Raw genomic sequence first — 14893 nt, forward strand, 5'->3', positions numbered from 1 at the left:
GGATCGCGTCGCCATCCCGATCGACCGGCAACGTCATTTGGGCGGCGGCGTCGGTCGCAAATCGCGCGGCGTTTGACCGATCTCGCGGCGCATCCAATGCGCCAGGTGTGACTGGTGCGCGAAGCCTGTCATTTCAGCTACTTCGCTTGTGCTGAGGTCGCCTCGCCGCAGCAGAACGCGTGCGCGCTCAACGCGACGCCGTAACACATACCGGTGTAGGGTGACGCCCGTCGCCACTTTGAACCATGTCCGCAAATGCGAGCTGCTCGCGCCGGCAACTCGGCTTAGACGATGAATCGAAAGCGGCTCGTGAAGAGCCGCCTCGATGTGCTCCAGCACGCGTTTGAGCTGGGTATCCGACAAACGGTTCGTTCGACCGATATCAGGTTCACCAAGGCCGAGCAGCCTCACCGCCAGTGCGGCGCCAATGCTGTCGGCAAACAAGGGGCCGCTCGGCGAATCTGCATTCAGTTCGCTCTCGAGCGCCCGGGCGAGATGTTCGATGCGCTGGTCGCGAAGCAGGTGGCGCGTGTCGAGCCGCAATGCTTGGCCCTTGCCACCAAGCTCCGCCACCACCCTTTCCATCAGCGCTGGTTGCAACGCAATTTCGATCGTGTCGAACGGGGTTTCGGCCTCGAAGCCGCCCTCCTGGCCGGCTGGTACCAAGTCGATATCCCCGGCGCGCCTGACGAAATATCGCCCAACCTGATTGCAGTAGGAGCGTGTCGCCGCGCTGGCATGCACCATGATGCGATGGTGTGGCGCCCGGGACAGGCGGTGGACTCCGGCTTCGATATGCCGGGAGGCCATTGTTACGTCGGACACGGCTTGAGCCGGAGCGTATTGCGACCGCATGCTCTCTCTCGATTCATGGCAGAACCTGTCCGAGATTTGGCAATTCCCGCGCGATTTTCAATGCCGTCGACCTGTACTCACGCCTCTCCATCAAACTTGGACGAGAGGTTACACCATGAGTTTCTATGTTGTTGTCGGAGCGGGCCCGGTCGGTCGCGAAACCGCTCGCCTTCTTGGCGAGGAAGGACATGATGTCGTTCTCACCAGCCGAAGCGTCGGCTCGAACGCATTGCGGAACGTGCGGGCCATGCAGGCCGACGCTACCGATGCGTCGGAACTCGCGCGCGTCTGCCAAGGCGCCGATGCCATCTTCATGTGCGCCATGGCCACCTATCACAGGTGGCCAACCGATTTTTTCCCCATCATCGACGGCACCGTGCGCGCGGCCGAAGCGGTCGGCGCGAAACTCATCGTGTTGGGAAACCTGTATGGCTATGGGGAAAATGCCGACAGCCCGCTTCGTTCCGACCTGTCTCTGAATCCGACTTCGAAGAAGGGGACGGCTAGGACGATCATGTGGCAGCGAGCCGCCCGTGCCGATGTACCGGCAATCGAAGTGCGGTCCAGCGACTATCTCGGCCATGGCGCGATCAGCTACTTCTCGCTGGTCGCTCTGCCCTCCATCATCGAAGGGAAGCCTACCGCTTTCATTGGAAACCTCGATGCGACGCATGCCTGGGCCTTCACCAACGACGTCGCCAGGACGCTTGTCGCGGCTTCCCGCTACACGGGCGAATGGGGACGGGCGTTTCACGTCCCCTCGCAATACGCCTCACCCCGGGAGCTCATCCAAAAAACCGCTGCAATGCTTCGACAGGAGATCTCAGAAATCCGTTCCTATTCCATTGCCGAGATGGAAGCACTGGGCATGCATGAGCTTATCGAGATGAGCTATCTTTTCGAGAACCCCTTGCTGGTGGATTCTTCCGACGCCGAGGTGCTTCTCGGTATCAAGGCCAGCAGCCTTGAGGTCATGATCGCCGACACGCTGCGTGATCATCGCCGCGCTTGAGGGCCGGCCTTCGGGAAAACTGAAAAAGCCCGCTCCTTGCGGAACGGGCTGAGCCGGCGGGCTGGACTGGAGGTCAGGCGGCCCGCATATCGCTTTTTTTCTTCTATTCGAGATAGCCTGACGGATCGACCGGAGCCGAATTCTTGCGCACTTCGAAGTGCAGCTTCGGCGAATCCGTGGTGCCGCTCATGCCGGACAGCGCGATCTCCTGGCCGCGCTTGACCTTCTGGCCGCGCTGGACCTCGATCGAGCTGGCATGGCCATAGACGGTGACCAGGCCGTTTTCGTGGCGCACCAGCACCGTGTTGCCGAATTCCTTGAGCCCGTCGCCGGCATAGATGACGACGCCGTTCTCGGCCGCCTTGACCGGCGTGCCCGTGGGCACGGCGATATCGACGCCGTCCTTGCCGGATCCGAAACCGGAGATCACCCGGCCGCGCACCGGCCAGCGCATCTTGCCGATGCCGGTGGCATCGGGTGCCACCGCGTCGTCGTCCTCGGCCTGCTGGATGACCTTGGCGTCCTTCTTCGGCGGCGTGTAGGAAGCCAGCGTTTCCGAAGGCGTGGCCTTTGCCGGGGCTTGCGTGGTTGCGGTGGTCACCGGATCGACCTTGGCCGGCTTGGCGCTGGCGACCGTCGCCGTTCCGCCGCCCGGCACCTTCAAGGTCTGGCCGATTTTCAATATGCCGTCCTTCATGCCATTGGCCTGCTTCAGCGCGACCACGCCGACGCCGGTCTTTCTGGCAATCGAGGACATCGTGTCACCCGACTGCACCGTATAGGTACCGGCGGCGCCCGTTGCCTTGGCCACCTGCGCCGGCTTGGGTTCCTTGGGCTGGTTCGCCGCGGCCGACGCATCGACCTGGGCGGCGGACTTGCCCTCCTTCAGCTTAGGCTGCTGCGGCAGCACTGCCACCTTGTCCGGCGCGCTGGCCGGCAGGTCATGCTTGCCGTCCTTCGCCGGCTTCGCGTCGGCGACCTTCGTCTCGGCCTTGCTCGAATAGGCATAGGCTGGGATGACGATCTTCTGGCCGGTCTTCAGCCCCTTGGTCGGGCTCAGGCCATTCACTTTCACGATGACATCGGCCGGCACCTTGTAATGCGCCGCCAGGCCGGAAATGGTTTCGCCGTCCCTGACGGTGATTTCGGTCGCGTGCGGCCTGCCTGCCTGGGCCATCCTCGGCTCGTCGGGCTGGGCATTCTTGAAAGGTTTGGCGGCCGGCGCGACAGTGCCGGTCGTCGTTCTGTCGACATGAGGGGCGGGCCGAACCAAGGCCGGCGCCGATGCGACGCGCACCGGATTGGCGGCAGGCGCGAGCGCTGGAGCCGGCTGCGCCTGCGCGGAGGCTGGCGGCGGCAACGGCCGGCTCGAAACCGGATCGAGGCTGGAACGGCTCACCGACTGCGTGTGGCTGCCATCAAGCGGAGCAGCCGAGACATCGCCTGGATAAGGCTGCACCGCATCCTGCTTGTTGATGATGGCGCGCTGATTGTTGGTCGAGGACGTGAAGACGTCGTCGACACTGTTGAACCGCGAAGCCTGGGAACTGCACCCGGCCGCCGCGCCCGCAATCATCAGAACAGCGCAGCCCCGCGCCAGATTGCGACTATTTGTCTTCAAAACACTGAGTTGCATCGCACTAACCCGCACAAACGCTGCACCAACTGGACAGGATTAAAGCGCGTTAATGTTACTGGCCGGTTAACCCATTAGAATCCGACGAAAATTTTCTTAAAACATTTGGGGACGATCAGCGGCACGATGGCGAGCCCGAAAGAGATCCTGCGACCGGCCGGAAACTAGATAACCGCTGCAATGCTGCGCAGGATCGGCTGCAGCCGCACGAGACCGATATCCTCGCGCTCGAAACGGCTGCCGACCTTGGTGAGCTTGGCCAGCACCTGCTCGCCCTCCTCCGGCCCGATCGGCGCGATGACGATGCCGCCGCTCGACAATTGGTCGAGCAGGAAGCGCGGCAGGCTGTCGAATGCCGCCCAAGCGACGATGCGGTCAAACGGCCCTTCATTGGGCAATCCGTTGGAACCATCGGCCTGCCGCACGATGGCATTGCCGATGCCGAGTGCCTCGAAACGCTGCCTGGCCTGCTCGACCAGCGTCTTGTAGCGATCCACGGTCACGACCCGCGCCGCCAGCCGCGACATGACAGCCGACGTGTAGCCGGAGCCGGTGCCGATCTCGAGCACGCGGTTTCCCGTTTCTATGGCGAGTGCGGCGATCACCGCCGCCTGCAGATCCGCCCCTTCGATCGCTTCGCCGCATTCGATCGGCAGCATGCGGTCCGACCAGGCGATCTGGTGATATTGCGCTGCCAGGAAGCCGCGCCGCGGCGTTGCCTCGAAAGCCGCGATCAGCGCCTTCGGCACCGTTCCCCTGCCGCGCAGGCGCAGCAGGAAGGCGGCAAATCCTTCGCGATCATCGATTGGAAAGCCCTGATTCATGCAAGCGCCTTGCTCAGCTGGTCGCGGATCTCATGCGCGGTAAGGTCAAGCTGCAGCGGCGTCACCGACACCAGCCTGTTGCGCAGGGCAAAGAGGTCGGTGCCCTGCTTGCCCTCGACCGGCTCGCGGCCGAAGCGCAGCCAGTAATAAGGCAGGCCGCGCCCGTCGCGGCGCTCGTCGACCCACAGGCTGTGCACCAGCTTGCCCTGCGTGGTGACCACCGTGCCGGCCACTTCCTCGGGAAGGCAGTTGGGAAAATTGACGTTGAGCAGGACGCCGTCCGGCAGCGGCGTCGCCACGAGCTTCCTCAGCAGTGCCGGCGCCAGCGCCTCAGTGGTCTCGTAAGGGACGACGCGGTCCTCGCCGACAGTGCTGTAGCCCTGGCTGAGCGCTATCGACCGGATACCGAGCAGCGCGCCTTCCATGGCGCCGGCGACGGTACCGGAATAGGTCACGTCGTCGGCGATGTTGGCGCCCGAATTGATACCGGACAGGATCAGGTCGGGCGCACCGGGCAGGATCTTCTTGACGCCCATGATGACGCAATCGGTTGGCGTGCCGCGCACGGCAAAATGCCTTTCGCCGATTTTCCGCAACCGCAGCGGCTCCGAGATCGACAGCGAATGCGCATAGCCGGACTGGTCTTGCTCCGGCGCCACCACCCAGACATCGTCTGACAGCGTGCGGGCGACGCGTTCGAGCGACGCCAGGCCTTCGGCATGAATGCCGTCGTCATTGGTCAGAAGAATGCGCATTATTTCGATTCGATCTTTTCCAGACCGCCCATGTAAGGCCGCAGCACTTCAGGAATGGTTACGCTGCCATCCTCATTCTGGTAGTTTTCGATGACAGCTATGAGCGCGCGGCCGACAGCGGTGCCCGAACCGTTCAGCGTATGGACGAAGCGGTTGCTCTTGCCATCCTTGTCCTTGTAACGGGCATCCATGCGGCGCGCCTGGAAATCGCCGCACACCGAGCAGGACGAGATTTCGCGATAGGCGTTCTGTCCCGGCAGCCAGACCTCGATGTCGTAGGTCTTGCGCGCGCCAAACCCCATGTCGCCGGTGCACAGCACCATGGTGCGGAACGGCAATTCCAGCCGCCTCAGCACCTCTTCGGCGCATTGCGTCATCCGCTCATGTTCGGCAAGCGAAGACTCCTGGTCGGTGATCGACACCAGCTCGACCTTGTAAAACTGGTGCTGGCGCAACATGCCGCGCGTATCGCGTCCCGCCGAGCCTGCCTCCGAACGGAAGCAGGGCGTCAGCGCCGTGAAGCGCAGCGGCAGCTTATCATGCGCCGTGATTTCTTCGCGCACGAGGTTGGTGAGCGGCACCTCGGCGGTCGGGATCAGGCCAAGCCTGCCCTCCCCATGTGGCGTGAAGAACAGATCGTCCTCGAACTTCGGCAACTGGTTGGTGCCGAACAGAACGTCGTCCTTCACCATCAGCGGCGGGATCACTTCCTCATAGCCATGCTCGGTCGTGTGCAGGTCGAGCATGAACTGGCCGATCGCGCGTTCCATCCGCGCCAGGCCACTCCTGAGCACGGTGAAGCGCGATCCCGAAAGTTTCGCCGCGCGCTCGAAATCCATCATGCCGAGCGCTTCGCCGATTTCGAAATGCTCCTTCACCCAGTTTGGCCGCGTCGGCGCCTTGCCGACAAGATGCTTGACGACATTGTCGTGCTCGTCCTTGCCGACCGGCACGTCGTCGAAGGGCACATTGGGCAGCACCGCCAGCGCATCGTTCAGCGCCTTGTCGAGCTCGCGCTCGCGCGCCTCGCCGTTCTGGATGAAGGTCTTGATCTCGCCGACTTCGGCCTTGAGTTTCTCGGCAAGCGCGGCATCGCCCGAACGCATGGCGTTGCCGATCTCCTTCGAGGCGGCGTTGCGGCGCTCCTGCCTGGTCTGCAGCTCGGTGAGATGTTCGCGCCGCGCCTCATCCTTGGCGATCAGCCCGTCGACCGTGGACTGCGCTTCATCCGCCGACCACGAGCGCTTGGTGAGCGCCTCGACAAGGGCCTTCGGGTTGTCGCGAATCCATTTGATGTCAAGCATGGTTGTCCGTCCTCAAGCTAGGTTTGAGGGGCGTAAACCGCATCCTTGATCGATGCAAGATGGGCAGGGCGGCGGTTGTCGTTTTCCGCCGCCGCCGATGCCCTACGAGGCTGCCGGCGCTGGCGGCTCGTCCGGCGCCTTGTCGGCCACGGTCTCGCCGGCTTCCTGCTTCTCGCGCGCAAGCCGCTGTTTCTCCTGGTCGCGCTCGATCCACCGCGCGGCCCAGATGGAAACCTCGTAGAGAAGGATGGTCGGAATGGCCAGGCCGATCTGGCTCATCGGATCCGGAGGTGTCAGCACCGCGGCAACGATAAAGGCGATGACGATCGCCCATTTGCGTTTTTCGGCCAGCGCCTTGGACGACAGCATGCCGACGCGCGTCATCAGGCTGGTTACCACCGGCAGCTGGAACACCAGGCCGAAGGAGAAGATCAGCGTCATGATCAGGCTGAGATATTCCGACACTTTCGGCAGCAGCGAAATCTGTACCTGGTCGTCGGTGCCGACCTGCTGCATGGCGAGGAAGAACCACATCACCATCGGCGTGAAGAAGAAATAGACCAGCGAGGCGCCCATCAGGAACAGGATGGGCGATGCGATCAGGAACGGCAGGAAGGCATTGCGCTCGTTCTTGTAGAGGCCGGGCGCAATGAATTTGTAGATTTGCGTGGCGATCAGCGGAAAGGCGATGACCATGCCGCCGAACATGGCGAGCTTGACCTGCGTAAAGAAGAATTCCTGCGGCGCGGTATAGATCAGCTCGACCTTGTGCGGGTCGAGCCCTGCCCATTTCGTCGCCCATTTGAAGGGAACAACCAGAAGGTTGAACAGCCGCTTGGCGAAGAAGAAGCAAACCAGGAAGGCTACGAAGAAGCCGCCAAGAGACCAGATCAGGCGTCTGCGCAGCTCGATCAGATGCTCCATCAGAGGCGCCGACGATTTTTCGATCTCGTCCTTTTCCTTGTCCGAAACGCTCACTTGGCGGCTCCAGCCGTCTTTTTGGCTGCCGGCTTCTTGGCCACAGCAGGTTTCGGTTCGGTTTTCGCGGACGCCTTGGCAGCAGGCGCCTTGGCCACGGCAGGCTTCGTCACAGCCGCGGTTTCAGGCGCTGCCGGTGTCGTGGCCCTTGTCGAGGCCCTGGCCACGGGTGCGGTTTTTGCCGCCCCCGCGGGTAAAGCTTTTGCCGCCACCGCCTTCATGGATGCCGAGGCCTTGGACGGCGCTTTTGCGGCCGATACCGCCTTGGCGGTTTTCTTGGATGCCTTCGGTTCCGTGGAAGCCGCCACCACCGATTCATCAGTCATCGCCGGGAAAATCGATCCCGGTGTCGTGGCTTCCGGGCCATTGACGCCAGGCATGGTCGTTGCACCGTTCTTCAACGGCTCGGCCGCCTGTGGCGTCGCCGCGGCAGGGGCCGACGGATCGGCGGCCGGCTTCGGCTTCATCGCCGCGTCGACGCCGGCGCGCACATCGACCGCCGCCTGCTCGAACGGATTGAGCTGCTTCTTGATCTCGGCGACTGGACTGAGACCCCGGAGTTCGTCGACCGACTTTTTGACCTCGTCGAGCTCGGCTTCCTTCAAAGCCTCGTTGAATTGCTTCTGGAAATCGGCGGCCATGGCGCGCAGCTTCGCCGTCGTGCGGCCGAATGTGCGCAGCATGTTGGGCAAATCCTTCGGCCCGACGACCACGATCATGACGATCGCGATCACCAGCATTTCGGTCCAGCCGACTTCAAACATGGCAATCTGTTCCGACTAGAACTTCTGGCTCAGCTCTTGCTGGCCTTTTCCTTCGCGGCCGAAACGGTCTCGTCGGCACGGTGTTCGACGGTGCGCTTGTCGTCGGCAACGTCATCGTCGGCCATGCCCTTCTTGAAGCTCTTGATGCCCTTGGCCATGTCACCCATCAGCTCGGGAATCTTGCCGCGGCCGAACACCAGCAGCACGATCACCAGCACGATCATCCAGTGCCAAATCGAAAATGAACCCATAGCCAAATCTCTCTCGAATGTTTTCCCTGGCGATGATCTATGCGTTTTCGCTTTGGGATTCAAACACAACCGCGACAGAGTTTATGAAAGGCCGACGGATGTCACGCATTTTCGCCGATGCGGCCCGCTACCAAACGGCGCATGTAAAGCCGGAAAGCAGCTTTTGAAAGGCGCTCGTGGTCAATCTTCCGTGACGCGCGGCGTCAGCAGACCGAGCTCCTCGAGGTCGATGTCGGTCAGCGGATCCTCGTCCTCGGTCAGCGCGTCGGGATCGGCCGGCGGTTGCGGGATGGAGAAATTCGACGGCATGCGGCCTGAAAGCAGGCCGGCGCCCTTCAGTTCCTCCATGCCTGGAAGATCACGGATTTCCTCGAGCGCAAAATGGTCGAGGAAGGTTTCCGTGGTGCCATAGGTGACGGGGCGGCCGGGCGTCTTTCGGCGGCCGCGCATGCGCACCCATTCCGTCTCAAGCAGCGTGTCCAGCGTCCCCTTCGAGGTCTCGACGCCTCTGATGTCCTCGATCTCGGCGCGCGTCACCGGCTGGTGGTAGGCTATGATCGCCAGCACCTCGAGCGCCGCCCGTGACAGCTTGCGCTGCTGCACCGTATCGCGGCTCATCAGGAAGGCCAGGTCGCCGGCGGTTCGGAAGGCCCAGGCATCGCCGACCCGCACCAGATTGACGCCGCGCCGGGCGTAGATCCGCTGCAGCTCCCTCATGGCTAGCGCGACATTGATGCCATCGGGAAGGCGTGCGGCAAGCTGCTTTTCGCTGACGGGTTCGGCGCTGGCGAACACGATCGCCTCCGCCATGCGCACGGCATCCGCCATATGCGGACGCTCGGCCGGGTTTTGCACCTGCTCGGCCAAATCCTCGGAGAACGACTCCTGCCCAGGCTCGTCCTCGACGTTGAACGGGATAACCGAAGCGTTGGCGCGTTCGCTCATGGTGCCACCTCGACTGCCTTGATTGCTTGCGTGCGGCCGCGCAAATAGATCGGGGCAAATGTCTGATCCTGCCGCACGTCCATCGTGCCGTCGCGCACCAGTTCCAATGTTGCCGCGAAGGAACTGGCGATCGCCGTGCGCCTTTCCTCGGGGCTGGTCATGTACACGATCAGGAAACTTTCCAGTGTCATCCAGTCGCTTACAGCCCCGACAAGGCGGGTCAGGATGTCGCGCGCGTCCTTGAGCGACCAGACACCGCGCCTGGCGATCGTCACGTTGTTGATCGCCTGCTTCTGCCGCTGCTGGGCATAGGCCGTCAGCAAGTCGTAGAGCGACGCTGAATAGGCGTTGCGCTTCTCGATGATCACCATTTCAGGCATGCCGCGCGCGAACACGTCGCGACCGAGCCGGTTGCGGTTGACCAGACGCGCCGACGCGTCGCGCATGGCTTCGAGCCGCTTCAGCCGGAACTGCAGCACCGCCGCCAGTTCCTCACCGCTTTCGCCCTCCTCGCCCGGCTGCTTGGGGATCAGCAGCTTCGACTTGAGGAAGGCCAGCCAAGCCGCCATCACCAGATAGTCGGCGGCAAGTTCGAGCCGCAGCGCCCTCGCCGTCTCGACAAAGGTCAGATATTGCTCGACCAGTGCCACGATCGAAATGCGCGCCAGATCGACCTTCTGGGTACGGGCAAGGTGCAGGAGAAGGTCGAGGGGGCCTTCGAAGCCGGCCACGTCGACGACCAGCGACGGATCGCCGGTGACGCGTGAATCGTCATTCTCGGCCCACAGGCGGTCCATCGGTGCGGCCTTCGGAGCCTTGCTTTCCAATGCTTCCGCCACTGCCCTGTCGCTTCCCCTGGTTATGCCACCGCGTCGAAATAGGTGGCGAATTCAGCGCGTATCTCGGTTTCTTCTACCGTGTCGCTTTTCTTTATATAGGTCATTGCCCGCTTGGCACGCTCCAGCGACTTGCCTTCAAGGCCTTTGGTGCGCGATGCGATCCCCGCCATCTCCTCGAAAACGCCGTTGCAGTGAAGGACCAGATCACAGCCCGCCGCAAGGATCGAGGCGGCCTTTGTCGGGAAATCCCCAGAAAGTGCCTTCATCGAGGTGTCGTCGCTCATCAAGAGCCCGTCGAAGCCGATCTCGCGGCGGATGATCTCGTCGATGACCTTGCCGGAAGTGGTCGCCGGGTTCTTGGGATCGATGGCGCTGTAGACGACATGCGCGGTCATCGCCATCGGCAGATGGTTGAGTTCGCGGAACGGGGCAAAGTCGTGCCGTTGCAGATCGCTGAGCGACGCGTCGACGACAGGCAGCTCGAAATGGGTGTCCGCAAACGCCCGGCCGTGCCCCGGAACATGCTTCATCACGGGCAGCACGCCGCCCGACATCAGGCCTTCGGCCGCGGCGCGACCGAGTTCGATGACCGGACGCGGATCCTTGCCATAGGCACGCGCACCGATGACATCGCTGGCCCCTTCGATCGGGACGTCGAGCACCGGCAGGCAATCCGCCGATATGCCGTAGCGCAGCAGGTCGAAGGCATGCAGCCGCGCCATCAGCCAGGCGGCGCGCGCGCCGGCGTCGTGATCGTCGCGCCAAAGCGCCCCCAGCGCGCCACCGGCCGGATAGTTCGGCGCCAGCGGCGGTCGCAGGCGTTGCACCCTGCCGCCTTCCTGGTCGATGAACACCAGCGCGTCCGGGCGCCCGATACAATCGCGCATCTCGGCGACCAGGTCGCGGATCTGCTCGGCCTCGCCGATGTTGCGGGCAAACAGGATGAAGGCCCACGGGCACTCATTGCGATAGAAACGGATTTCTTCGCGGGTGAGCGTTTTCCCGGCACAGCCGAGGATCATGGATTTTGATTCGGTCATTTCAGGAGTCTAGGGCTTCGCGCGTTCAAAGGGAATCATCCCTGACCGCATGGCCGGCTGCAAAACAAGCTTCCCCATGAAAAAGTCGGCGCGGCCTTGGGGCCGCGCCGACTTTGAGAGATTCGATCGACGTCTAGCGCGAGACGAAGCAGTTGCCGCCCGCGGTCTTGTAGCTGGTGCACAAATTGATCGCATCGTTGCGCGACTGAGCCGGAACGCGCACGCGGTAGAACGTGCCCTTGCCGGCGATCTCGGCCTTGACGATGTTGGCCGTGCGGCCGGAAAGCACGCTTCCGTAGCGGCGCTGCAGGTCCTGATAGGTCGACTGGGCACTCTCTACCGTCGGCTGAGAAGCGATCTGCATCGACCACGAACCGCTGCCGGTCGCGGTCGAGGCGGGATCGATGGAAGCGACCTGATCTGGCTTGACCTCGCCGACCACGTCGACCGGCTGGTCGGACGGACGCTGCGGCGCGATAGCAACCTTGGCCGGCGTGTTGGCAGACTGCGCCTTGGCTTCAGCCTTGGCAGGCTTGGCCGCGGGCTTCAGAGCCGGCTCATCGTCGGCCTGCGCGGCGGCGGGCGCCACGGTGCCAGTCTGGTCGGTGCCAGCCTGGGCGGTACCGGTGCCAGTCTGGGCGGTACCGGTCTGGGCGGTACCGGTCTGGTCGGCGCCAGTCAGGTCGGCGCCAGTCTGATCAGCGCCAGTCTGGTCGGCATTGGCCTGCGCGGCAGGCGCCACATGCTGTGGTGCCGGATCGGTCGGCTCCGCCGCGGCGACCTGGGGTGCCGCCGGCGTCGGATCCTCACGCGCCACCAGCGAGCCGTCGGACTTGACCACCATGGTCCTGACCTTGCGCGGCGCAACGGCAACGACGTCGTTGCTGGTGCCCTTGTCGGCTTCCTGCAGGACCTGCGCGATGCGATCCTCCGACTTCGGCGTGGGCGCTGCTATATTGGCGGGGGCCGCACCAGCGGTCGAGATGTCGCCTCCGCCATCCGTGCCGCCGGCAGCGTTCTGGTCGGAAGAAAGATCGGCGGCGCGGGCCGGGTCCTTCGCCTGCACGTCCACCGGCTCCTCGGCGTTGGTGACGAGCTTCTGCTGGACCGGCTCGGCCGGCTTCACGCCCTTGACCACCGCGTCATAGACCTTGTTGTCCTGGTTCGGCACCACGGTGCCGCCCGGATTTTCCGGCTTGATCTTGATCGGTGAATTGTCGGCCTTGACGATCACCGGAGCCTCACTGCCGCCCTTGCCGCCGAAAGACAGCGCAAAGGCGCCGAGACCGCCCGCGACCGCCACGGCACCGACAATCGCCGCGATGAAGAGGCCCCGCCGGCCGGACGACCTGGCGGCTTCGCGCTCGCCGAGACCCGGAACCGACATCGCTTCGTCCAGTTCGGGATCGTAGTCGAGTTCATCGACGGTGAAGTCGTCCGCCTGCGAGATCGGCTGGCTGCCGGGCAGATCATCGAACCCTTCAGCAGCGTCGGCATAGGTCGACGCCGCCGCCGCGCGGGCAGGCGTTTCCGCCGGCCGTGCCGCATAGGTCCGCGCTTCCGGTTGATAGGCCGGCCTGGATTCTTCATATCCCGGATTGACCGCGTCATATCCCGGATTGACTGCGTCATATCCCGGATTGACCGCGTCATATCCCGGAGTGACCGCGTCATATCCCGGAGTGGCGTTGCCGTATCCCGGAGTGGCGTTACCATATCCCGGATTGGCCGCACCGTATCCCGGATTGAACCCGGCATTATAGGATTCATCCGCATAGGCGGCGCTGCTGGCGGAAGCTGGCGCGACCTCCACCGAATTCATTTCAGTCAGAAGGCTGGCGAATTCAGCGTCGAGATCGTCATAACCGGATGCTACCGGCTCATCGTCCTCGAAATGCAACTCTGGAATGTCGAGATCGTCGGCCAGCGCCACCACGCGCTCCGGCACATCGACCGTCTCGACATCGGGCATCTCTTCGTAACGGGAGGACTGCTGCGCCTGCGGTGCCGATGGAGCCACGTAGGGAGCGGCCGCAACCGGCTCGGCCGGACGGTAGGACGGCACCGCGGCCATTTCCGGTGCTGCCGTCCAGGCCGCCATCGAGGCGGCAGGCTGCGCGGTAAATGCCGGCTGCTGGGGAACCGGTGTCACGCGGCTCCACGAACGGGCCGGCTCCGACGGCGCGGAGCGTTCCGCCAGCCAATCGAGCGAATCGGCTTGATCCTGCAGGGAAGCTGTTTCCTCATGCGGGTCGATGCCCTTGGCCCGGGTTGCGTCGGAGACGCCATTGTCGAAATCGACCTCGCCCTGTTCAGCGGCCTCCGAGCCGAAATCCTGATCCCGAAGCTCGTCGAGCAGCAGGTCGTCGAGGTCAACATCGGCGGCCTGGGCGGAACCGGACTGATGCACATCCTGGGACGCTGCTTCATCGAGATCCCAGTCGAGATCACCAACAAGATCGACAGGTTCCTCCGCGGCCTTTGCAGTCGTAACGAGTGGCGGCTGAACAGGCGCGGCGGCCGGCTGGGTCACGACCGGCTGAGCCATGGCCGGCTCCTTGGCCGACGGCAGCGTGCGCGCGGTCATGGCGCCAAGAAGCGCGTTCAACTCGTCTTCGAGGCTTCGTTCGTCCGTGATGGGCGCCTGCAGTGGCGACGCGATGGCTGCCGCGGGCGCCATCGGCAGCGCGGGAGCCGCTGCAATTCCGGCGACGGGCTCTTCGGCGGGCTCTGCAAACGCCTCGTCCAAATCCAGGTCGAAAGCGTCATTCGAAATGGCTTCAGCGCCTGGAATCTCGTCCTTCGTGCCGATGACATCGGCACGCAACTCATGCGCTCGCGGCTCCTCGAAAGCCTCTGGCTCATCGGCCTGAACGTCAAAATCCACGTCGACATCGGCCATGGCGTCGTCGAACTGACCAACAAAATCGTCGCCGGAGATCGACTGGGTCTCATTCGCGGCGGCCGGCGCCGGCTCTGGATATTCGGCAGCAGCCACTTGGCGCTGATCCGTCGAATGGTCGTCGAGCATCAGCTCGTCTTCGAGCGAGATCGCAACGGCATCGTCGTATTCTTGATGGAAAGCCGGCTCGGCCGCCGCCGGCACTTCCGCAACCGGCGATTCAACGGCATACCGGGGCTCGGCGGCCTCGTCCTCGATATGGAAGTCCCGGTCGAGGGAAGCGGCAAGCTCGTCTTCCATCGGCAGATCGTCGTCAAAGGCCGAAACGTCTTCGAGCGAGCTGGCCACTGCATTGTCGAAATCGGCGTCGACGGCAGGCTCGACGGACGGCACGGCTTCCGCGGCGCCGGCATGGCTGGCGGCCACCGTCCGGTCATCGACCTCAGCCATGTCCAGGTGAAAATCGTCATCAAGCGACAGCGCGAGATCGTCATCCGACACATCGATTGGCTCGAATGCCGGCTCATGAGCCTCGACAAGCGGAGCGGCGACGCTATCGGCAGCGTCGAATTCGCCCATCAGTTCCTTCTCGAGATCGATGTCGAAATCGCCCCCTCCCGCAGCCTGATCGGCGACCGCGGCTTTCGGCTCCGCCGGCGCCTGCGGCTTGACCGGCTGGCGGGGGTCGAATCCCATGATCCTGGTCAGTTCCGCGAACGGATCATCGGCGGCGATGTCGTTGTTGTCGGCTACTCTCAGCTGGGTTCTGTCTGCCATTATTGTTCCCG

Annotated in this window: 13 protein-coding genes; 1 reads left to right on the plus strand and 12 read right to left on the minus strand. The window is 63.5% G+C overall.

Annotation, left to right across the window (positions count from 1 at the left end):
- Positions 1 to 33: 33 nt before the first annotated feature.
- Positions 34 to 855 (minus strand): AraC family transcriptional regulator, encoded by an 822-nt coding sequence (locus tag X739_RS165025; RefSeq protein WP_023769971.1) that lies wholly within the window; start codon positions 853 to 855, stop codon positions 34 to 36.
- Between the two features lie 115 nt (positions 856 to 970).
- Between X739_RS165025 and X739_RS165020 the strand changes: the two genes are divergently transcribed.
- Positions 971 to 1867 (plus strand): NAD-dependent epimerase/dehydratase family protein, encoded by an 897-nt coding sequence (locus tag X739_RS165020; protein ID WP_023769970.1) that lies wholly within the window; start codon positions 971 to 973, stop codon positions 1865 to 1867.
- Between the two features lie 103 nt (positions 1868 to 1970).
- On the opposite strand, the gene X739_RS165015 is transcribed toward X739_RS165020, so the two are convergent.
- The 11 genes from X739_RS165015 to X739_RS164965 all read right to left on the minus strand — a co-directional run bounded on the left by X739_RS165015 (position 1971) and on the right by X739_RS164965 (position 14882).
- On the minus strand, positions 1971 to 3503 hold the full coding sequence (locus X739_RS165015) for a peptidoglycan DD-metalloendopeptidase family protein (RefSeq protein WP_023769969.1): 1533 nt from the start codon (positions 3501 to 3503) through the stop codon (positions 1971 to 1973).
- Positions 3504 to 3667: 164 nt separating this feature from the next.
- On the minus strand, positions 3668 to 4327 hold the full coding sequence (locus X739_RS165010) for a protein-L-isoaspartate(D-aspartate) O-methyltransferase (protein ID WP_023769968.1): 660 nt from the start codon (positions 4325 to 4327) through the stop codon (positions 3668 to 3670).
- Positions 4324 to 5082 (minus strand): 5'/3'-nucleotidase SurE, encoded by a 759-nt coding sequence (gene surE / locus X739_RS165005; RefSeq protein ID WP_023769967.1) that lies wholly within the window; start codon positions 5080 to 5082, stop codon positions 4324 to 4326. The genes X739_RS165010 and surE overlap by 4 nt, the downstream gene beginning before the upstream one ends.
- Positions 5082 to 6386, minus strand: coding sequence for a serine--tRNA ligase (gene serS, locus X739_RS165000; protein WP_023769966.1), 1305 nt, complete (start codon positions 6384 to 6386; stop codon positions 5082 to 5084). The genes surE and serS overlap by 1 nt, the downstream gene beginning before the upstream one ends.
- Before the next feature lie 102 nt (positions 6387 to 6488).
- Positions 6489 to 7364: a twin-arginine translocase subunit TatC gene (gene tatC / locus X739_RS164995; RefSeq protein WP_023769965.1), complete on the minus strand. Its 876-nt coding sequence runs from the start codon at positions 7362 to 7364 to the stop codon at positions 6489 to 6491.
- Positions 7361 to 8128: a Sec-independent protein translocase protein TatB gene (gene tatB / locus X739_RS164990; protein ID WP_023769964.1), complete on the minus strand. Its 768-nt coding sequence runs from the start codon at positions 8126 to 8128 to the stop codon at positions 7361 to 7363. Before tatB ends, tatC begins: the two co-directional genes overlap by 4 nt.
- A gap of 29 nt (positions 8129 to 8157) precedes the next feature.
- Positions 8158 to 8379 carry a twin-arginine translocase TatA/TatE family subunit gene (locus tag X739_RS164985; RefSeq protein WP_015317533.1) on the minus strand — a complete coding sequence of 74 codons (222 nt, stop codon included), beginning with the start codon at positions 8377 to 8379 and terminating at the stop codon, positions 8158 to 8160.
- A 180-nt stretch (positions 8380 to 8559) separates the two neighbouring features.
- Complete coding sequence (gene scpB, locus X739_RS164980) at positions 8560 to 9324, minus strand: SMC-Scp complex subunit ScpB (protein WP_023769962.1); 765 nt, start codon at positions 9322 to 9324, stop codon at positions 8560 to 8562.
- Positions 9321 to 10121, minus strand: coding sequence for a ScpA family protein (locus X739_RS164975; protein ID WP_023769961.1), 801 nt, complete (start codon positions 10119 to 10121; stop codon positions 9321 to 9323). Before X739_RS164975 ends, scpB begins: the two co-directional genes overlap by 4 nt.
- A 62-nt stretch (positions 10122 to 10183) precedes the next feature.
- Positions 10184 to 11203 (minus strand): beta-N-acetylhexosaminidase, encoded by a 1020-nt coding sequence (nagZ, locus tag X739_RS164970; protein WP_023783178.1) that lies wholly within the window; start codon positions 11201 to 11203, stop codon positions 10184 to 10186.
- A 133-nt stretch (positions 11204 to 11336) separates the two neighbouring features.
- Positions 11337 to 14882: an SPOR domain-containing protein gene (locus tag X739_RS164965; RefSeq protein WP_023791578.1), complete on the minus strand. Its 3546-nt coding sequence runs from the start codon at positions 14880 to 14882 to the stop codon at positions 11337 to 11339.
- Between the last annotated feature and the right edge of the window lie 11 nt (positions 14883 to 14893).

It is taken from the genome of Mesorhizobium sp. LNHC209A00 (genome assembly GCF_000502915.1).
Classification (GTDB): Bacteria; Pseudomonadota; Alphaproteobacteria; order Rhizobiales; family Rhizobiaceae; genus Mesorhizobium.